Below are 19,803 nucleotides of genomic sequence, written 5' to 3' on the forward strand. Positions count from 1 at the left end.
CCTCTGAGTCTTGAAGTGGGGGTCTTACTGCCCGTTAGACTGCGATAAATGCAGAACTTTTACATAGGGGGAAAATTATGAGAGCTTTCCTGAATCGAAAAGGGGTTACCCTTTCAGCTAAAGTTTATTTTATAGATGCACTGAGCAGCATGGCGCTGGGATTGTTTGCTTCGCTGATCATCGGGCTGATTATCAAGACAATTGGCGAACAGACTGATATCAAATATTTGCAGGATATGGGCATCCTTGCTATGAGTCTGATGGGCCCTGCTATTGGAGTGGCAGTTGCATACGGACTGAATGCTCCGCCGCTGGTAGTCTTTTCAGCCATAGCAAGCGGTGCTGCCGGTGCGGCTCTTGGGGGTCCGGCAGGGAGCTTCGCTGCAGCCCTTATTTCCACAGAACTTGGAAAATTGGTCAGTAAGGAAACAAAAGTGGATATCATTGTAACACCGCTTGTAACCATTGCATCGGGTTATGTCGTATCAACATTTATTGGTCCCGGAATTGATTTTGGAATGAAAAGCTTTGGCAGTCTGATCATGTGGGGAACCGAGCAAAGGCCGATCCTCATGGGCATCATTGTGGCGGTATTAATGGGGCTTGCCTTGACGGCTCCCATCTCTTCAGCTGCCATAGCGCTTATGCTTGATCTGCACGGAGTTGCAGCAGGAGCTGCCACGATTGGCTGTGCAGCACAAATGGTCGGCTTCGCTGTGAGCAGCTACAGGGAAAATAAAATGGGCGGTTTAATTGCGATAGGAATTGGAACATCCATGCTGCAGGTACCTAATATTATCAGAAACCCGCGCATTCTTATTCCGCCTACAATCGCAGGAGCGATCCTCGCACCGTTTGGCACGACCATCTGGCTAATGGAGAACAATGCTGCAGGGGCGGGGATGGGTACAAGCGGGCTTGTTGGCCAGATTATGACTTTTACCACGATGGGCTTTGGCCCGGACGTTTGGATGAAGGTCATCGTCATGCATATTATTGGACCCGCTCTCATCAGCCTGATATTATCTGAATATATGAGGAAAAAAGGCTGGATCCAATATGGAGACATGCATATCAGCACAGGGGGCGAAAGAAAATGAAAAAATTGGAATCAGCAGAGCAATTTAACGAGATGCGCAGCAGCGGGAAACACATTTTCATGTTTTCAGCAGACTGGTGTCCTGATTGCCGGGTGATTGAACCAATATTGCCTGAAATTGAAGCAAAATATAGTGATTATAATTTCGTTTATGTAGACCGCGATCAATTCATTGATCTTTGCATTGAACTTGATGTCTTTGGCATTCCGAGCTTCATTGGATACAGGGATGGCCAGGAGCTCGGCCGCTTTGTCAGTAAAGACCGCAAAACACAGGAAGAAATCGAGAACTTTATTCAAACTCTGGAAAACTAGGCGCTTCCGCTTTTAGACCCTCCTGCATCTCTTTTGAGCAGGAGGGTTTATTAGTGTAAAATGAATCTGAAATGAAATCCCCATAAGGAGGGGCTTATATATGAAAATGGATAGCAGAAAGATGAGAAATGAATTGGAGCAGCGCTTAGCAAAAGAGAATCGGATTTTTTCTTTTGACAGGGAAAAAGACCAGCTCAGAATTGAAAATAGAGAGACTAGAAAAGGGATTACCATCACTCTTCCGGGCATAATTGCTAAATGGCAGGAGCATAAGGAGAAAGCAATTGACGAGGTCGTATATTATGTGGAGGAAGGATTAGAAGCAATGGCGGAGGATGCCCATTTGTCCGGGCATGAAAGAAACATTTTTCCGGTCATCCGATCCACCTCTTTTCCAGGTGAATCACAGGAAGGCGTTCCTTTTCTGACAGATGAACACACGGCTGAAACCCGGATCTATTATGCCCTTGACCTAGGTAAAACGTATCGTCTTATTGATGCACAGCTAATGGAAAAAGAGGGATGGGATCCGGAAAGAATTAAAGAAACGGCTCTTTTTAATGTAAGATCTCTCTCTACAGATCTGAAATCAGATACTGTAGCAGGCAATACTTTCTATTTCTTAAATAAGAATGATGGATATGATGCAAGCAGAATACTGAATGATTCGTTCATCAAAGAAATGAGCAGGCAAGCAGAAGGAACCATGGCAGTGGCAGTTCCGCATCAGGATGTATTAATCATTGCTGATATTAAAAATGAAACAGGCTATGACGTTCTCGCCCAGATGACTATGAGTTTCTTTGCGAGCGGCAGAGTGCCCATTACTTCCCTTTCATTTCTATACGAGAATGGAGAGTTTGAACCAATATTTATTTTGGGTAAGAATAAAAAGAAATAGCTTTTTAGGATCACAGCAACCGTGGTCCTTTTTTTGTTAAACGTGCTGACCCATTCTGAAAAAGGGGAAATAAACCCCCAGGAGTGATCAATTATTTTCGAATCATATAACAATCAATTATTTCTATTAAAAATTAAAACAGTACTGTGAAAAAAGTCAGATGTCTGTACAAATGAATCTTTTAACTCCTCTGAGTCGAAAGTATGTCTGCAGCCTTTCATTTGTTTGTAAATTTACCCATTCTGCCTTTAAAAGGACTCATTCTCGGATTTCTTATTCAAAATCTGTGAATAACTGCTAAAATAATATAGATAGTCTACCAAAGTTTTTGATAGAAAGAGTTGATATAAATGAGCTGGTTAAAGAAGCTGTTCCATATGTTTAAAGATAATGATGAAGAATATGAGGAATTTGAAGAATATGCGGATGAGCGAAACCATGAGAAACAGCCTGCTTCTCAAAGTACAAAAGAAAGTTCAAGAGATGTAGATGCTAAAGTAGTGTATCAATACCCTAAAGGCCAATTCCGTTTTCCGGTCATACCTGACCATGAAGCAGCACGGGAAAATAAGAGGCAGCAAAAACAGGATCATTCCCGCGGGCAGACGGTGAAAGAAACACCTGAAAAACGGCAGCCAAGGGGAAGAGAAACGGAGCGGCAGAGAAAACCAGCGGATTCTCCATTCCATGAAAAAGGGATGCCCCGTTCCGCAGAAAGAGAGCGGAAAAGAAAGACTGTGCCATCACCTGCAAGTGAAGAAAAAATACTGACCCGCAACGAAAGAGAAGCAGCCAAGAAGAAAAGGCCTTTCCAGCCAACAGAAATTCCATCTCCGATATATGGATTTAAGAGACCGGGTTCAAACACTCCCAAGGATCAATCAGAGAAGGAACAGGAAAATAACCGCAGGGAACTTACATACGATGAGGTTATGCGCAAAATTCAGCAGACTCCTCCTAAGCGGCCGAAGATGACTGCGGCTGATTCATTAAAAGGAAGAGAAACCGTCCTTGCCGATAAGCTGGAAGCTTTCCAGGGACAGGCTGCTGCACTGGAAACAGAGGAATCGGCTGCAAAAAAATATAAAATAGGTGAAGCATCTGAATTAATGTTTGAAGTTCCGGAGAAAAACCAAGAAACAGAATCTTATGAAGTGGAAACACATGCAGCATGGCGGGATCAGCCGGAACCTGTCAGCCATCCTGGTTCTTCCAAACCAGCCGGCAATGAGTTTTCAAACCATGAAGAGAGCATTGATCATGAAAAAAAATCTGAAATCAGCAGATCACTCGCAAACATGATTGAAGAGGCACTTCATGAAGAAGAAAAAGAAGAAGAAACAGGAGAATACACAGAAGAACTTTCAGGACAGGCTGATTTGAGTTCTCATATGATCCCTGAACCAGAGGCTGAAGAGGGCACAGAGGAAAGTCAATTAAATCAGGATATAAACATAGAATCAGAGAATGAAGATGTGTCAAATCCAGTGCAGAAAAAAAATGTTCAAGAAGAAAAGCCTTCTTCCAGAGGGTCAATCCCATTCAATGTCATTATGCTGAACAATGACAGAAAAAAATTGAACCAGCAGATGAAAGTACCAAAGCCGGCAGATGAAAAAAAAAGTAATATCGCGATGTTTCCATCTGAAAGCATCCAGGAGTCTGCTGCTTCAGCAGAAAGTATTGAGGATTATTCGCCTTCACCGGAATCGGACAGAATGAAGGCACAGCAGATATATCGGGCGGAAGATGACATTTCTTATTACCAATTTCCTTCCCGGACATTACTGACACCGCCGGTAATCATGGATGAAGCTTCTGATTGGCTTTACGAACAGGAACAGATGTTAAACTCCACCCTGCAGAATTTCAATGTCAGGGCCAGGGTAGTCAATGTTACCCAAGGACCTTCTGTCACAAGATTTGAAGTGCAGCCTGAACCAGGGGTCAAGGTGAATAAAATCACGAACCTCTCGGATGATATAAAGCTTAGTCTGGCAGCAAGGGATATCAGGATCGAGGCACCAATACCAGGAAAGCATACAATCGGCATTGAGGTTCCAAACCAGAGCAGCCGTCCGGTATTTATCAGTGAGATCATAAACACACCGGTGTTCCAGAATGGCAGCTCCCCATTGACGGCTGTGCTTGGGCTGGATATCTCAGGAAAGCCGATAGTTACGGATTTAAGGAAAATGCCGCACGGTTTAATTGCCGGTGCAACGGGATCAGGGAAGAGCGTCTGTATCAACACGATCCTGGTAAGCCTTTTGTATAAGGCGAGTCCGGATGAACTAAAGCTTCTTCTGATTGACCCGAAAATGGTCGAACTTGCACCATATAATCGAATTCCTCATTTGGTCAGCCCGGTTATTACCGATGTAAAAGCAGCAACAGCTGCCTTGAAGTGGGCTGTAGAGGAAATGGAGCGCAGATATGAATTATTTGCCCATGCCGGTGTGCGGGATATAAACCGTTTTAATGAGCTGGCAGAAGAGCATCAGCAATATTCAGAGAAGCTTCCATTTATGGTCATTGTGATTGATGAGCTGGCAGATCTGATGATGATGGCGCCGGCCGACGTGGAAGAAGCCATTTGCCGGATAGCACAGAAAGCCCGTGCATGCGGAATGCATCTGATTATCGCAACCCAGCGGCCTTCCGTAGATGTTATTACCGGCTTAATCAAAGCGAATGTACCAACAAGGATTGCATTCTCTGTGTCATCACAAATTGATTCAAGAACAATCATCGATATAAGCGGAGCGGAAAAGCTCCTGGGCCGGGGAGATATGCTTTTCCTTGAAAATGGATCCTCAAAGCCCGTTAGACTCCAGGGGACATTTGTTTCAGACAAAGAAATTGATGATGTAGTAGCCCATGTACGCAGGGAACAAGAACCTGATTACCTATTTGAGCAGGAAGAACTTCTGAAAAAAGCCCAAGCCATTGAAGAAGAGGATGAACTGTTTTTCGAAGCATGCGAGTTTGTTGTTGATCAGGGCTCTGCTTCCACTTCAAGTCTGCAAAGAAGATTTAAAATAGGCTATAATAGGGCAGCCAGGCTGATTGATATGATGGAAAAACAAGGGTTCATTTCAGAAAATAGAGGAAGCAAACCGAGGGATGTGCTAATTACTGCAGCTGATCTTGAATCCATACAAGACACTAGTACATTAAATTAATCCATGGTATTCTTTACTTGCATGTTTAAAATAATATGAATAACTACTACGATAACGAAGAAAGCATTCATAAGCTGGCGTCCTGCCGGCTTAGAGGCCTGCTCCTTGCAACGCCAAGTCTGCAGGCAAACCTGCTTTCTTTCATGTTTGTAAGGAGCTTGGGATGAAGGAAATTGAAATGAAGGTTAAGGGAGAAATAAAGCGTCTGACAAACCAGACTTTTAAATTTGATGAACGTTTAAGAGATGGCTGGTTTTCAGCGGTTTACTTCCTAAAGACCAGAGAAATTGTTAAGAAATTTCACGTTGATAAAATTGTAACCATGCAGTTTTTTCAAAAGAATCATGCCGTTCTATGCGGTACGGATGAAGTCATTGCGCTATTAAAAACATTTGCGGACCGTCCGGATGATCTGGAAATCCATTCATTAAAAGATGGTGACAAGATCTCACCCTTTGAAACAGTAATGACCATAACTGGAAGATATCAGGATTTCGGCTATCTAGAAGGAATCATTGACGGCATATTGGCCAGAAGAACTTCGGTTGCCACAAATGTCTATAATGTGGTAAAAGCAGCAGGAGTTTCCGGTGTTCAAAAACAGGTTATATTCATGGGGGACCGGGATGATCATTATACCACCCAGGCGGGTGATGGATATGCAGCCTATATTGGGGGTGCAACAGCCCAGGCTACACATGCCATGAACGAATGGTGGGGCAAAAAGGGCATGGGGACAATGCCGCATGCACTGATTCAAATGTTTGAGGGAGATATCGTCGCGGCTGCTGAAGCTTATCAGGAGACGTTTCCTGAAGACGATTTAGTTGCTCTGGCAGATTATAACAATGATGCAATCACTGACTCCCTGAAAGTCGCAAGGGCATTTGGCGATGAGCTTAAAGGTGTCCGGGTTGACACATCCAGAACAATGATTGATCAATATTTCTTAAGAAATCAGCATGTCCTGGGGACATTTGACCCGCGGGGAGTCAATGCTGAACTGATTTTTGCTTTAAGAAAAGCGCTTGATGATGAAGGTTTTGGCCATGTGAAGATTGTGGTGAGCGGAGGTTTCACCGAATCACGAATCCGTGATTTTGAAGAAAAAGGTGTTCCAGTTGATACTTATGGGGTGGGAAGCAGCCTTCTGAAGATCACTACTGGGTTCACGGGGGATAATGTGATGATAGACGGCAAGCATGCAGCCAAGGCAGGACGCCGTTACCGCCCCAATCCCCGCCTTGAAATGGTTGAATAACAGAGCAATACTCCTAAATGGATATGGAAGGCTCACTTCTGGGTTTGCATTCTTCTCGTAAAGCTAAACAGCTCCAGGGCGGGAATAGAGAGCCTTCCTGATATCCAATGTTTATATGTAATGTTTAGGGAATAAATAGCTGGCAATACGTTACATAGTTTTTAAAATCGATTAATGATATAATGATTCAATATATTAAAGTGTAAGTTAATATAAATGACAGCGGAATAGCTTAGCAGCAAAGTCATGGAAGCATGTCTTCTAAGGGGATATGCGCAAAACTAGATATATGTCATATACTGTTTTACAGATATACGATGGTTGGAGGTTCTTTATATGACTATTTACCATTTCGTAGGTATTAAGGGGTCCGGAATGAGTGCATTGGCACAAGTTCTGCATGATATGAACTATCAGGTTCAAGGCTCCGATTTTGAGAAACACTTTTTTACGCAGGTGGCACTTGAAAAATCCGGAATAAAGATCCTTCCCTTTCAAAAGGAAAATATACAGCCGGGCATGACGGTAATCGCCGGGAATGCATATCCGGACACGCATGAAGAGATTGAGGAAGCAATGAAGCTTGGCTTGCCTGTTGTGCGCTATCACCGCTTCTTAGGTGATTTTATGAAGAATTTCACAAGCATTGCAGTGACAGGGGCACATGGAAAAACATCCACTACAGGCTTGCTTGCACATGTTATGAGAGGTGCAAAACCAACTTCATTCCTCATTGGAGACGGTACGGGCAAAGGGGACGAAGAAGCTGAGTATTTTGTTTTTGAAGCTTGCGAATACAGAAGACACTTCCTTTCTTACTACCCGGATTATGCGATAATGACGAACATTGATTTCGACCACCCTGACTACTTTGCCAATGTTGAAGATGTATTCTCTGCTTTTCAGGAGATGTCTTGGCAAGTGAATAAGGGCATTTTTGCATGCGGTGATGACGAACAGCTGCAAAAAATACAGGCTAAAGTGCCTGTCGTATTTTACGGTTTCGGAGAAGAAAATGATTTCCAGGCACGCAATGTTGTGAAGACGACTGAAGGGACAACATTTGACGTTTTTGTCCGCAATACCTTCTATGAGACGTTCTCAATTGCCGCCTATGGAGATCATAACGTCTTGAACTCTTTAGCTGTCATCGCTTTATGTCACTATGAAGAGATCGATGCGAAGATTGTTCAGGAACAGCTTCTTTCCTTTGAAGGGGTGAAAAGAAGATTTTCCGAGAAGAAAGTGGGCTCTCAGGTAATTATTGATGATTATGCCCACCATCCGACAGAAATTAAGGCAACCGTAGAAGCAGCCAGACAAAAGTATCCGGAAAAGGAAGTTGTCGCCGTTTTCCAGCCTCATACATTTACGAGGACTCAGGCATTTCTTGAGGATTTTGCATCAAGCCTCAATTTGGCTGACAAAGTTTATCTTTGCGAAATCTTTGGCTCTGCCCGGGAAAACCATGGAAAACTCACGATTAATGACTTAAAGGATAAAATTCCAAATGCACAAATTCTAAATGAGGAAGAAACGGCTGTCTTAAGGAATCATGAAGAAAGTGTAATTATGTTTATGGGTGCCGGTGATATCCAAAAATTCCAGCAGGCATACGAAAATCAAATATAATTCACACAAAAAGGGTGCTCCGCTCAGGAAGCATCCTTTTTTTACATAGAATTCTGACTCCTATTTTAAGTTCTCTGGATTTAACGCTTCCAGTTCAGCAATGACAAATCGTCCGTCTTTACGGATTAATACATCATCAAAGTAGATTTCGCCCCCGCCATAGTCAGGGCGCTGGATGTTGACCATATCCCAGTGGATGTTGGATTTATTGCCATTATACGCTTCGTCATAGCATTGTCCCGGTGTAAAGTGGAAACTTCCATCAATTTTCTCATCGAACAGAATATCCTGCATCGGATGAAGAATGTACGGGTTAACTCCAATGGCGAATTCACCAATATAGCGTGCACCTTCATCCGTATCAAAGATTTTATTGATGCGTTCGCTGTCATTGGCTTCCGCTTCAACAATTTTACCGTCTTTAAATGTCAGCTTGACATTTTCGAATGTAAAACCATGGTATGGGGATGGTGTGTTATAAGTGATAACGCCGTTCACAGACTCACGTACAGGGGCAGTATAAACCTCTCCATCAGGGATATTCATCTGGCCGGAGCATTTGATTGCCGGAATATCCTTAATCGAGAAGGAAAGGTCTGTACCAGGACCAGTGATTCGGACTTTATCGGTTTTATTCATTAATTCCACAAGACTGTCCATCGCTTTATCCATCTTGCCGTAATCCAAATTGCAGACATCAAAATAGAAATCTTCAAATGCCTCTGTGCTCATTTTAGCCAGCTGGGCCATGGAAGCATTAGGATAGCGCAGGACCACCCACTTCGTTTTTGGCACGCGGATTTCTCTATGTACCTTTTGTCCAATTGTTGAACCATGGATTTTCATTTTATCATCCGGCACATCAGCCTGCTCATTGATGTTGTCTCCGGAGCGCAGTCCTATGTATGCATCCATTTTGCTCATAACATTTGCTTCAAATTCAGCCATCATATTGAATTGCTCTTCTTGTGCTCCTAATAGCAGGGAACGATCCACCTGATGATCTTTTAATGATACAAACGGATATCCTCCAGCTGCGTATGCTTCCTTAACCAGTGCCGTCACCAATTCTTTCTGCAGTCCGAAGTTTTCGATAAGGATTTTCTCGCCTTTCTGAAGACGGACTGAATAGTTAATCAAATTTTTCGCGAGTTTTTCAATACGGGGATCTTTCATGGATATATACCTCCATTAAATTTATTTTTCCGACAACTATTATTGTAACCGAAATGAATGGTTTTGTTTAACCTTTTCCAATTATGCTAATATTTACTTTAACTGATGAAAATACCCGTATGAGAAGGAATTTGGACTTTACAAGTTGAATCTATTAATGTACTCCTGGTTTAGAGGCAGTGCATCTGGGTAAAAAGTTAATATACAGAAAACCGGAGGTGTAGGAATTGGAAATAATTTTATACTTAAGTGTAGCAGTCATTGCGATTGCATTCCTTGTTTTGGTCATTTATTTGGCAAAAACATTAAAATCCTTGCAAGGGACATTAGATAACGTTTCACACACATTGGCAGGTCTTGAAAGGCAGTTAGACGGTGTCACGAAGGAAACAACAGTCCTGCTGCACAAAACAAATTCACTGGCAACAGATTTTCAGCAGAAGTCTGAAAATCTGAACAGTGTCGTAACTGCGGTAAAAGAAGTTGGTGACTCTGTCCGCAAATTTAATGGATCCATTCAGAACATCACATCTTCTGTTAACACACAGCTTGAACAGAATAAAGATAAAATCTCACAGGTGGTTCAGTGGAGCAATGTTCTCCTCGAAATCAAGGATAAGTGGAAAATGAGAAAAGAAGACCCTTATCAGTACAATGCAGGCGAGAAACAAATGCTTCCGCCCGAACGCCAGAGAGAAAGAGCAAGATACTAGAATTAGAGGAGGAAAACAGAGAATGAATAGCCAAGACCGTACTCAATTTGATTCAAACCAGGTAAAAACAGAGGAAAATATCAATACGAAAGATTTTATGATTGGTGCTCTTATAGGAGGCATGGTTGGCGCAGCTACAGCATTGTTCCTGGCTCCAAAATCAGGAAAAGAGCTTCAAAGCGATTTAAGCGAAAAAGCGGCCATCTTAAAAGAAAAATCAGGTCAGTACCGCGAAACAGCTATGACAAAAGGCACTGAACTGGCTAATGCTGCAAAAGAGAAAACAAGTGTGTTAACTCAAACAGTGACGAAGCAATCCAATGAGCTTGTAAATAAAGTGAAAAACATAAAAGACTATCAAAATGGACAAGCTTCTGTAAACGGCACATCCGAAGAAGAGGGTGAAGCTATCAATAACGAAACATTCCAGACTGAAGGAAACGCGCCAGTCAATGATGCAGAGATCCAAATGAAGCTGGAAGAAACGAAAAAAGCTTTTGACGAAACCGAGCAAAAGTATAATTAATATTATTTGTTTAAACAACGGTGAAGTGGTACGATTACTTCACCGTTGTTTAATTTTAAAAGAGCGAGGCTTTGCCTGGCTTAGTTAGGGAGGCAAGAATAATGAATAAATTTGATAGTCATGAAGCATTTGATCAAGCGGTAGAATCAGGAGAGCAGCTGCTGCTTTTAAAACACAGTTCCACATGCCCTGTGAGCGGTGCAGCTTATGAAGAATATGAAAGCTTTGTAAAAGAGCATACAGATGTAAATGCTTATTACTTAGTTGTTCAGGAAGATCGCCCTTTGTCCAATCACATTGCAGAAGCTTTTCATATTAAACATGAGTCGCCTCAGGCAATTCTGTTTAATAATGGAGATGTTGTATGGCATGCATCACATTGGAAGATTACATATGACTCCCTTTTGAATGCTGTGAAGGAAAACAGATAAAACCCATCCAATCGGATGGGTTTAATTTTTAGCTGTACTTAATAGTTGAATTCTTATTATTTATGGCAGGCCACACAATTTTAAGGTGATCACCAGGCTCTACAGATTCATGAAAAGATGTTTTTTCCCCATTTTTCAAAAGTACAAAGCCTCCGGAAGAGGAAGCAGGCATATCAACATTAACATGGCTGAATATATCCTGAAAAATAAAGGGGGACCTTGTTTTTTTCAGGATTGTAATCGCATCCCCAGCAGAAATCTCGTCATCTTCCGTGAGGACAGCTCCTTCTCTCTGAAATTCGAGAATCCCTCTGGACAGCTCTATCTTCATGCCGTTAAAAATGACCGGGATGCTCTCCTGAAGTGCCAGCTGCTTAATTTCTGCTAGTTCCTTTACTGTTAGTGTGCTTCTTTTTTCAATTCGCAGATTGTCACCATCATCTACAATGCTATGATGATTCGCCTCAAGGCCGTTTTTATAAAGCTTTCCGGAATGGCGCGGGAGGAAAGTCTCTTTTTCGTTAATGCTGATTCGAAATGGCTTAAGCTCGGCTAATAAATTATTTAGATTTAAAATTGTTAAGATTTCTTCAGCTGTTTCCGGGACCCTGCACTCTACTTTATCCCGATCAGCAAGAATCTGCTCAAGGGAGACGACTTTTTCATTACAGGTAATGGCAGGATGAATTGTGTACTGCCTTCCGTTAATAGTGATAGACTTTTCCGGAACTTCATCAATTAAATCCTTTATACAAACTTCAGCAGGCAATCCGTCATGCCCTTTTGAAACCGTTATGATATCCCCTGATTTGATTTCTTCATCCAAAGCACTTGAGAGGCTGTTGCGTGTAATGACAGGAGCTTCTCCATGGCTTCCAGGGATCGTAATGTTTTGCCCATTTAAATTGATAATCATGGCAAGTCCGGGTTTCCCGTAAAGCTTATTCATTTTAATGCCTGCTGCCAGCAGACAATCCCCGACTGTCAGGTTTTTAACCTCAAATAGCCGGACAGGCTGATCGTTGACGTAAACAGTACAGTATTGGACCGGTGCTTTTTTAGCGGCAATTGCGATTCCTATTGGGGTAACTAACTCAGGGCCACGGTCTGTATAATCCGGTAAATTCAGCCCGCTGATAGCATCAATTCCCCTAATTGCAACTCTGTTTGCCGGAAGGCCCAGTCTGTTCGCTATCCTGTCAGGAAGTCCGGGTGTTAAGCTCCCGCCGCCTGCCAGCATGACGGCTTTTGGGGGCCTGTTATTCAGCCGCAATATTTCCTCGCAGATGGAATTTGTCAAACGTTCAAGTGCTGGAGAGATTTTTTCAATTGTCTCTTCCCTGCTGATTTCTGCTTGGAAGCCAAGAATATCTGTGACAGTAATCGTATCGGATACATGCAAGTCTCTTTTTGCCTTTTCGGCTAGAGGGAAGTCCAGCAGAAGCTGGTCACTGATGGCTTCGGTGATCTCGTCGCCTGCTACTGGCACCATTCCAAATGCAGTAACTGTGCCCAAGTCTGTTATGGCAATATCGGATGTTCCGGCACCGATATCAACAAGTGCCACATTCAGCCTTCTCATTGAAGGAGGGATAAGGACATTAATGGCTGCGATTGGCTCCAGTGTTAAAGCTTCCATTTCCAGCCCAGCCCTTTGAAGAGCTGAGATGAGTGATTCCACTACAACCTTGGGCAGGAAGGTAGCAATGATTTCGACAGATGCTTCATCCCCCTGCTGATCAATCAGGCTGCCGATTTCTTCACCATCAAGACGATAGTATAAAACCGAATATCCAACACAATAGTAATAATAGCTTTTTTCAGTTGCCTGTTTTTCTGCAGCGGTTGCCTGCGCCTGCTGAACCGCACTTAACTCAAGGTGAAGTATATCCTGCTTTTGCATCATCGGTTTTCCTTTAATGGTAATCGATGTTTTAGATCTTTCCGTTTTTAAAGCCCTGCCTGCCGCTGCTACACAAACTTTATTTAATGGGCCGTGTTTCACTTCAAGTTCATCCCTGATTTCTGCTATAATTTTTGAAACAGCCGGAACATCATGGATTTGGCCGTCGAGCATGGCCCTCTCTGCATGCTCCCTAATCACGATGTCTTTCACATGGTATTGGCCGCCGTTTTCTTCCAAAATAATTCCGACCACCGTGCGAGTGCCGATATCCAGTGCAAAAAGCTTTTTTTGTTCGTCCAAAGCAATACACCTTCTTTTATAATGTCATAGAATGCTTAATTATGCCTTAAAATCGCTTTACCACTTAAAAGCGTTTAATTAATAAAGAAATTTTTCGTGACATGTCTGAATAATTCATATATAATAACCCTAATTATAAAAAATGTATCACATATCCAGAGGCCGTAAAAGAGAAAGATGGAAATGCTTAACTCGGTGCGCATTTAGATGCGGGCTTTGTGCATGATCCTGAAACCAGCCACGGCTTAAATTGAGAATCGAAAGGAAGGGACAGGAAATGAGCAATAATGAACTAGACAAACTTCGTGATCGAGTGGATGAGCTGAATCTTCAGCTTTTAGCTTTAATCAATGAAAGAGCAGAACTTGTTCAAGAAATCGGAAGAGTAAAGGAAACACAAGGGGTTTATCGTTATGATCCTGTCCGGGAACGCAAAATGCTTGATTTGATAAAAGAGCATAATGACGGTCCTTTTGAAAATTCAACAATTGAGCATATGTTCAAGGAGATTTTTAAAGCAGGCCTTGAACTTCAAAAAGATGATCATAGAAAAGCGCTTCTTGTTTCACGCAAAAAGAAGCCTGAAAACACAATTGTGGACTTAAAAGGTGAAAAAGTAGGAGATGGCAATCCTCATCTTGTTTTTGGCCCATGTGCAGTTGAATCTTATGAGCAGGTAGCAACGGTTGCTGAAGCTGTAAAAGCGAAAGGGCTTAAGCTTCTTCGCGGAGGAGCATATAAACCAAGAACATCGCCATATGATTTTCAGGGTCTTGGCCTAGAAGGCCTGAAGATTTTAAAAAGAGTGGCAGATGAATACGATCTGGCAGTTATTTCTGAAATTGTAAGCCCTAATGATATTGAAACAGCTGTAAATTATATTGATGTTATTCAAATTGGTGCAAGAAACATGCAAAACTTCGAGTTATTAAAAGCAGCGGGTGCTGTAAATAAGCCAGTTCTTTTAAAGCGCGGAATTGCAGCTACAATCGAAGAATTCATTAATGCAGCGGAATATATCATGTCCCAGGGGAACGGACAGATCATCTTGTGTGAACGCGGAATCCGCACCTACGAACGGGCAACACGCAATACACTGGATATTTCGGCAGTGCCAATCCTTAAGCAGGAAACACATTTGCCTGTACTTGTTGACGTTACACATTCAACAGGCCGCAGAGATTTGCTTCTTCCGGCAGCAAAAGCAGCGCTGGCAATCGGCGCAGATGGCGTAATGGCAGAAGTTCATCCTGACCCGGCTGTTGCCCTTTCAGATTCAGCACAGCAAATGGATTTAAATCAATTTGACCATTTTATGTCTGAGCTTCAATCTTCAGCATTGCTGAGAGTGTGACCATCGGGATAAGAGCCGTTCGCGCATGCTGATTCGGCATCAGCGGAACTATTCAAAATATGGAGAGCCCTTCTGCTAATTGCAGAGGGCTCTTTTTCGCTTGTAAAGTGAACTTTTAAGTTTTTTTCAGAAATATATGCCTTGACATTGCGGCAATTCCTGGACTGTCGTATGATTAGATACATAATTGTACATGTGTAACCACTCGCAAATTAGGATAAAAAATGAGTAGGTTATGTCGTGTTGCTGTAAAATATAAAGTAATAGAAGTGACCGCTAATTAAAGAAGGAGTGTCAGTAATGAATGTAACAATATATGATGTGGCAAGAGAAGCAAATGTATCAATGGCAACGGTTTCTCGTGTTGTAAACGGCAACCCGAATGTTAAACCCGCAACAAGAAAAAAAGTAATGGAAGTCATTGACCGGCTTGGATACCGCCCCAACGCGGTTGCGAGAGGATTGGCAAGCAAAAAAACCACTACAGTCGGTGTGATCATTCCTGATATTTCGAGCACCTTTTTTGCAGAACTGGCAAGGGGCATAGAAGATATTGCGACAATGTATAAATACAATATCATTCTCAGCAACTCCGATCAGAATATCGAAAAAGAGCTGCACTTGCTTAATACTATGCTCGGGAAACAGGTGGATGGAATAGTCTTCATGGGCGGCAACATTACGTCCGAGCTTGTAGAAGAGTTTGAAAAGTCTCCGGTTCCGATCGTACTGGCCGGTTCTATTGAAGAAACGGGCAAAATTCCATCAGTCAATATTAATTATGAACAGGCAGCATTTGATGTCACAAAGTCATTTATTGAAAAAGGCCATAAAGATGTAGCTCTTGTGGTAGGACCCCTCCGCGAGCCGATTAATCAGGAAAAGAAGCTTGCAGGCTATAAGCGTGCATTGGAAGAAGCTGAAGTATCCTTCCGTGATGAATTGGTGGTTGAAGGAGATTATACGTACGATTCAGGTATAGAAGCCTTTGAAAAACTGCTCGAGGCTGAACCTCGCCCAACCGCTATTTTTGCAGGATCTGATGAAATGGCTTTGGGAATCGTCCATGGTGCTGAAGATAAAGGCTATGATGTTCCTAAAGACTTTGAGGTCATCAGTTCAGACAATACCAGATTGACTTTAATGGTACGTCCTCAGCTGACATCAGTTGTACAGCCATTGTATGATATCGGTGCAGTTGCCATGAGATTACTTACAAAACTTATGAATAAAGAATCAGTCGATGAGCAAATTGTTGTACTTCCACATCGAATTGAAGAACGAAGCTCAACAAAATAAGAAACATGCCGATATAAAAGAAAAGCGGAAGCGCCTCGACCAGCCCCGACAAGCGCTGTAGGGCCAGAAGTTGAAGTCGTTCTTTGACTTCAGCATCTGGACCGAAGTGACCCGAGGGGCTAGGCGCTGCAGCTAGACAAGGGAAGAAAGAAAAACGCCTTAATATGAAAGGCGTTTCTTTCTGTCAAATTACTTTTTGATAATGCAGCGGATCAGGGAGAGAGAGTATGAGAAAGTTCGATATGTTAACACCTGCAGGGTTAATGGTGGGCCTGGCTATGCTCATTTTTGGGATTATGTGGAATGGGGGGGCAGATGGGTTTTTATCATTTGTTGACCCTTCTTCAATCCTTATTGTTTTAGGCGGATTAATAGCCGGGCTGCTTGTTAGTTTTCCGTTAAAAGATATCAGGAATATGGGCACCGTTTTTAAGCAGGTTTTTTCCAGTGAAGAACAAAGCGTTGGCGAGCTGATTGGAATTTTTGTCAAACTCTCTGAGCGTGCCCGGCGTGAAGGGCTGTTGTCGCTTGAGGCTGAAGTCGAGAAAGTCGAAGATTCTTTCATTCGGAAAGGCATTTATCTGGCTGTGGATGGTATAGAGCCGGATGTCATTACTGACATTATGAATGCCGAAATAATGGCGATGGAAGAGAGACACAGAAAAGGCAGAAGCATTCTTGAAAGAGCGGGTGAGTATGCTCCGGCATGGGGAATGATAGGAACCCTGATCGGTCTGGTTCTGATGCTGAAAAATTTAAATGATCCCTCCACTCTTGGGCCAAACATGGCCATTGCCTTATTGACTACATTATATGGCTCACTTCTGGCCAATCTTATTTTTCTGCCGATGGCGGCAAAGCTGGCTTTAAAGACAGAGAAGGAAGTATTTCTAAAGGAGATCATTATTGAAGGGGTCATCGGTGTTCAATCCGGTCAAAATCCAAAAATTCTGGAGGAGAAGCTGAGCGCCTTTTTATCCTCTGAGGAACGGAGAGAGCTTGAGAGGGCAGTAAACACGGGGGAGGCGCTGGATCATGAGGCGTAGGCGAAGACCTCCTGAGCTTCCCAAAGGTGCCCCGAGCTGGATGGTGACTTTTTCAGATCTCGTCACATTAATATTGGTTTTCTTTATCCTGCTATTTTCAATGTCACAGATTGATTTAATGAAATTTCAGGCAATATCCGACTCCTTCCGGGACAGACAGGTGCTTGATTTCCAGCCGTCCATCATTCCGGCGGAGAATCAGGGAGAAATGGAAGAAAATACGGATAAAGAAGGCAGCGGGCAATCAGATTCTCTTGATGAGCTCCAGATGGAAATTCAGTCGTTTCTGGATGTGAATGGTTTAGAAGAGGTTATAGTGGCAAACAGGACGGAGCGTGGTGTCGTTCTCGTCCTGCAGGAACAGGTTTTATTCGAATCGGGGGATGCCAGTCTGATAGACAGCTCATACCCCTTCCTGGATAAAGTAGGAACCTTGTTAGCAAACATGCCCAACCTGGTGAAGGTGGAAGGACATACTGATGACCGGCCCATAACTACATACAGATATCCATCCAATTGGGAGTTATCTGCTGCCAGAGCCAGTACAGTAATCAGATATTTAACAGAAGGACATAAACTTGACAGCCACAGATTTATGGCTGTCGGCTACGGGGAAACCCGTCCCATCGTTCCTAATTCCGGACCGGAGAATTGGGAGAAAAACAGGCGTGTTGAAATCATTATTTCTGATCCGAAATTTAATGAAGAGAACAATTAATAAACAGGTCCGGCATTAGCCAGACCTGTTTATTTACATGAAGAAATTGCAGCCGGATGTTTCCGGCCAGTCATTTTTCTTATATAGACTCTGTCATTGATTTGTTCCGGATGGGATAAAGAACCTTGTCCACTGTCCGGGCATTTTTTTCAGTAATTTCACTTTTACGGGGGATAGGCTTATATAAATCAGCCGGATCATCCCATTCAAGGGGAAGAGGCACAGGTGCGTGTTCTTTCCACTTGTTTATCCATTCCTCCGGGATATTGCCATAACAGTTAGAGTTTTCAGTCATTTCGAGCCAAATCATGGCCCATGCCCGGGGAACAACTCTCCAAATATCATAACCGCCACCGCCGACTGCAATCCATCTCCCGCCACAATATTCATGGGCAATTTCATGAGCCAATTTCGGAATTTCTCTATATATTTTAATAGTAGATGATAAATGGGTAAGAGGGTCAAGATAATGTGCATCAGCACCATTTTGCGTCAGTATTACATCAGGCTTGAAAAACTCCGCAACCTCCCGAAAAGCTGTACGGTATGCATGCAGCCATGAATCGTCTTCAGTAAACGCATCCACGGGAATATTGAAAGAGAATCCATATCCTTTCCCTTGTCCCCGTTCATTGACATTTCCGGTACCGGGAAAAAGGTATCTGCCTGTTTCATGAATTGATAAAGTGCATACATCCGGATCATCATAAAATGACCATTGGACACCGTCACCATGATGAGCATCTGTATCCACATACAGAATACGGGCTTTATATTTCTCCTGCATGTACTTTATGGCTACTGAGCTATCGTTGTAAATGCAAAATCCTGATGCTTTTCCCCGAAAACCGTGGTGAAGGCCTCCGCCAAGGTGCAGTGCGTGCTTAGCACGTCCGCTCATAACGGCATCAACGGCTGCCAGGGTGCCTCCTACTAAAAGAGAGCTCGCTTCGTGCATATTGGGAAAAACAGGTGTGTCCTCTGTTCCAAGACCATAGTTTTCGCATGATTCCTCCGGAAGCTGTCCCCGGCCGGCAAGCTTGACAGCATTTACATAATCAGGATCATGGATCATATGAAGCTCTTCATCCGCAGCCTGGCGCGGCGGGATAATATGACAGTCATCGATGGCATTTACATTTTTGAGCAAATCGAGTGTCAGCTTCAGCCTTATCTGATTAAAAGGATGATTTTTGCCGAATTTGCAATTCAGCAGGTCTTCCGAATAAACAAATACTGAATCATGTGTCATAGTGAAATCCCCGGCATATTTGGCCATAAAACGTGATGGCCTGCTTTTTTCAATTCTTCTACTACAAGTGTAGGATTCATTGTCTGTACCCTTATCACCAATATTTTGAATTTATCATCCGTTTTGTCAGGGTAAACAAGGACACTTTGGATATTTGCTTTCCTTTTGCAGATGACTTCAGCAATTTCAAACAGCATGCCCGCCTTGTTCGGCACCTTCACTTCAATCTGCGAGCCTGGCTGATGAGCTCCCGTCAATTGAACTAACGTATGAAGCAAATCGGTTTCTGTGACAATCCCAACCAGCTTATTATCGTTTAATATGGGAAGGCAGCCAATCCGCTGCTCATAAAAAACCGCAGCAATTTCTTCAGCAAAATCAAGCGGATGACCAGTGATGATATCTGTCTTCATAATCATTTTCAGCGGTCTCTGCAGATCTTCCTTAAACAGTTCTGTATGAAAAATAGAAGGTGTGGCGTCCCGAATATCCCTATCTGTTACAAGTCCCTGGAGTCTGCCATCTTCATCTGTTATTGGCAAATGCCGGATTCTTTTTTCGCTCATAATTCTTATGGCATCGGCAATAGTGTGTCCTTTTGACAAGGACGTGACATCCGTTTTCATAATTTCTTCAACAATCACTTTAAATGCCTCCTTATAAAGTGAAACTTCAATCAGTGGGGGTTT

General features: G+C 42.9%; 17 protein-coding genes. 13 read left to right on the forward strand and 4 right to left on the reverse strand.

Annotated features, from left to right (window positions below; all coding sequences use genetic code 11):
* Positions 1–77: 77 nt before the first annotated feature.
* The 6 genes from BFI01S_RS16935 to murC all read left to right on the forward strand — a co-directional run bounded on the left by BFI01S_RS16935 (position 78) and on the right by murC (position 8,393).
* Complete coding sequence (locus BFI01S_RS16935) at positions 78–1,100, forward strand: PTS sugar transporter subunit IIC (RefSeq protein WP_061793662.1); 1,023 nt, start codon at positions 78–80, stop codon at positions 1,098–1,100.
* Positions 1,097–1,414: a thioredoxin family protein gene (locus BFI01S_RS16940; RefSeq protein WP_035330359.1), complete on the forward strand. Its 318-nt coding sequence runs from the start codon at positions 1,097–1,099 to the stop codon at positions 1,412–1,414. Before BFI01S_RS16935 ends, BFI01S_RS16940 begins: the two co-directional genes overlap by 4 nt.
* A 100-nt stretch (positions 1,415–1,514) precedes the next feature.
* Positions 1,515–2,315: a DUF1444 domain-containing protein gene (locus BFI01S_RS16945; protein WP_061793663.1), complete on the forward strand. Its 801-nt coding sequence runs from the start codon at positions 1,515–1,517 to the stop codon at positions 2,313–2,315.
* A 350-nt stretch (positions 2,316–2,665) separates the two neighbouring features.
* Positions 2,666–5,500, forward strand: coding sequence for a DNA translocase FtsK (locus tag BFI01S_RS22625; RefSeq protein WP_082804554.1), 2,835 nt, complete (start codon positions 2,666–2,668; stop codon positions 5,498–5,500).
* Positions 5,501–5,663: 163 nt separating this feature from the next.
* On the forward strand, positions 5,664–6,761 hold the full coding sequence (locus tag BFI01S_RS16955; protein ID WP_061793664.1) for a nicotinate phosphoribosyltransferase: 1,098 nt from the start codon (positions 5,664–5,666) through the stop codon (positions 6,759–6,761).
* A 336-nt stretch (positions 6,762–7,097) separates the two neighbouring features.
* A complete protein-coding gene (gene murC / locus BFI01S_RS16960) occupies positions 7,098–8,393 on the forward strand; it encodes a UDP-N-acetylmuramate--L-alanine ligase (protein ID WP_061793665.1) in 1,296 nt (431 codons plus the stop codon).
* Positions 8,394–8,453: 60 nt separating this feature from the next.
* Here the strand turns inward: murC and BFI01S_RS16965 are convergent, their stop codons facing one another.
* Positions 8,454–9,569, reverse strand: coding sequence for an aminopeptidase (locus BFI01S_RS16965; protein WP_061793666.1), 1,116 nt, complete (start codon positions 9,567–9,569; stop codon positions 8,454–8,456).
* Positions 9,570–9,796: 227 nt separating this feature from the next.
* Here BFI01S_RS16965 and BFI01S_RS16970 point away from each other — a divergent pair, with 227 nt between their 5' ends.
* The 3 genes from BFI01S_RS16970 to ytxJ all read left to right on the forward strand — a co-directional run bounded on the left by BFI01S_RS16970 (position 9,797) and on the right by ytxJ (position 11,239).
* Positions 9,797–10,282, forward strand: coding sequence for a DUF948 domain-containing protein (locus BFI01S_RS16970; protein ID WP_061793667.1), 486 nt, complete (start codon positions 9,797–9,799; stop codon positions 10,280–10,282).
* 22 nt (positions 10,283–10,304) lie between these two features.
* The gene (locus BFI01S_RS16975; RefSeq protein WP_061793668.1) at positions 10,305–10,808 is read left to right on the forward strand and encodes a YtxH domain-containing protein; all 504 of its coding nucleotides are present in this window, start codon (positions 10,305–10,307) and stop codon (positions 10,806–10,808) included.
* Positions 10,809–10,909: 101 nt separating this feature from the next.
* Entirely contained in the window at positions 10,910–11,239 is a 330-nt protein-coding gene (ytxJ, locus tag BFI01S_RS16980) for a bacillithiol system redox-active protein YtxJ (RefSeq protein WP_061793669.1), read from the forward strand.
* A gap of 28 nt (positions 11,240–11,267) precedes the next feature.
* Here ytxJ and pilM read toward each other — a convergent pair whose 3' ends face one another.
* Positions 11,268–13,445 carry a pilus assembly protein PilM gene (pilM, locus tag BFI01S_RS16985; RefSeq protein WP_061793670.1) on the reverse strand — a complete coding sequence of 726 codons (2,178 nt, stop codon included), beginning with the start codon at positions 13,443–13,445 and terminating at the stop codon, positions 11,268–11,270.
* Positions 13,446–13,722: 277 nt separating this feature from the next.
* Here pilM and BFI01S_RS16990 point away from each other — a divergent pair, with 277 nt between their 5' ends.
* From BFI01S_RS16990 to motS, 4 genes are all read left to right on the forward strand, one after another.
* On the forward strand, positions 13,723–14,799 hold the full coding sequence (locus BFI01S_RS16990; protein WP_035330346.1) for a bifunctional 3-deoxy-7-phosphoheptulonate synthase/chorismate mutase: 1,077 nt from the start codon (positions 13,723–13,725) through the stop codon (positions 14,797–14,799).
* A 300-nt stretch (positions 14,800–15,099) separates the two neighbouring features.
* Positions 15,100–16,098, forward strand: coding sequence for a catabolite control protein A (ccpA, locus tag BFI01S_RS16995; protein ID WP_061793671.1), 999 nt, complete (start codon positions 15,100–15,102; stop codon positions 16,096–16,098).
* A gap of 227 nt (positions 16,099–16,325) precedes the next feature.
* Positions 16,326–17,144 (forward strand): flagellar motor protein MotP, encoded by an 819-nt coding sequence (gene motP, locus BFI01S_RS17000; protein ID WP_061793672.1) that lies wholly within the window; start codon positions 16,326–16,328, stop codon positions 17,142–17,144.
* Complete coding sequence (motS, locus tag BFI01S_RS17005) at positions 17,134–17,862, forward strand: flagellar motor protein MotS (RefSeq protein WP_061793673.1); 729 nt, start codon at positions 17,134–17,136, stop codon at positions 17,860–17,862. The genes motP and motS overlap by 11 nt, the downstream gene beginning before the upstream one ends.
* Positions 17,863–17,941: 79 nt before the next feature.
* On the opposite strand, the gene BFI01S_RS17010 is transcribed toward motS, so the two are convergent.
* Together BFI01S_RS17010 and BFI01S_RS17015 are read right to left on the reverse strand one after the other, a co-directional pair.
* On the reverse strand, positions 17,942–19,114 hold the full coding sequence (locus BFI01S_RS17010) for an acetoin utilization protein AcuC (protein WP_061793674.1): 1,173 nt from the start codon (positions 19,112–19,114) through the stop codon (positions 17,942–17,944).
* A complete protein-coding gene (locus BFI01S_RS17015; RefSeq protein ID WP_061793675.1) occupies positions 19,111–19,758 on the reverse strand; it encodes an acetoin utilization AcuB family protein in 648 nt (215 codons plus the stop codon). Before BFI01S_RS17015 ends, BFI01S_RS17010 begins: the two co-directional genes overlap by 4 nt.
* Positions 19,759–19,803 lie beyond the last annotated feature (45 nt).

It is taken from the genome of Cytobacillus firmus NBRC 15306 (genome assembly GCF_001591465.1).
Taxonomy (GTDB): Bacteria; Bacillota; Bacilli; order Bacillales; family Cytobacillaceae; genus Cytobacillus; species Cytobacillus firmus.

Excerpts from the sequence above, each read along its gene's own strand:
- BFI01S_RS16935 (WP_061793662.1), top strand. The coding sequence starts at position 78 with ATGAGAGCTTTCCTGAATCGAAAAGGGGTTACCCTTTCAGCTAAAGTT.
- BFI01S_RS16940 (WP_035330359.1), top strand. The coding sequence starts at position 1,097 with ATGAAAAAATTGGAATCAGCAGAGCAATTTAACGAGATGCGCAGCAGC.
- BFI01S_RS16945 (WP_061793663.1), top strand. The coding sequence starts at position 1,515 with ATGAAAATGGATAGCAGAAAGATGAGAAATGAATTGGAGCAGCGCTTA.
- BFI01S_RS22625 (WP_082804554.1), top strand. The coding sequence starts at position 2,666 with ATGAGCTGGTTAAAGAAGCTGTTCCATATGTTTAAAGATAATGATGAA.
- BFI01S_RS16955 (WP_061793664.1), top strand. The coding sequence starts at position 5,664 with ATGAAGGAAATTGAAATGAAGGTTAAGGGAGAAATAAAGCGTCTGACA.
- murC (WP_061793665.1), top strand. The coding sequence starts at position 7,098 with ATGACTATTTACCATTTCGTAGGTATTAAGGGGTCCGGAATGAGTGCA.
- BFI01S_RS16965 (WP_061793666.1), bottom strand. The coding sequence starts at position 9,569 with ATGAAAGATCCCCGTATTGAAAAACTCGCGAAAAATTTGATTAACTAT.
- BFI01S_RS16975 (WP_061793668.1), top strand. The coding sequence starts at position 10,305 with ATGAATAGCCAAGACCGTACTCAATTTGATTCAAACCAGGTAAAAACA.
- ytxJ (WP_061793669.1), top strand. The coding sequence starts at position 10,910 with ATGAATAAATTTGATAGTCATGAAGCATTTGATCAAGCGGTAGAATCA.
- BFI01S_RS16990 (WP_035330346.1), top strand. The coding sequence starts at position 13,723 with ATGAGCAATAATGAACTAGACAAACTTCGTGATCGAGTGGATGAGCTG.
- ccpA (WP_061793671.1), top strand. The coding sequence starts at position 15,100 with ATGAATGTAACAATATATGATGTGGCAAGAGAAGCAAATGTATCAATG.
- motP (WP_061793672.1), top strand. The coding sequence starts at position 16,326 with ATGAGAAAGTTCGATATGTTAACACCTGCAGGGTTAATGGTGGGCCTG.
- motS (WP_061793673.1), top strand. The coding sequence starts at position 17,134 with ATGAGGCGTAGGCGAAGACCTCCTGAGCTTCCCAAAGGTGCCCCGAGC.
- BFI01S_RS17010 (WP_061793674.1), bottom strand. The coding sequence starts at position 19,114 with ATGACACATGATTCAGTATTTGTTTATTCGGAAGACCTGCTGAATTGC.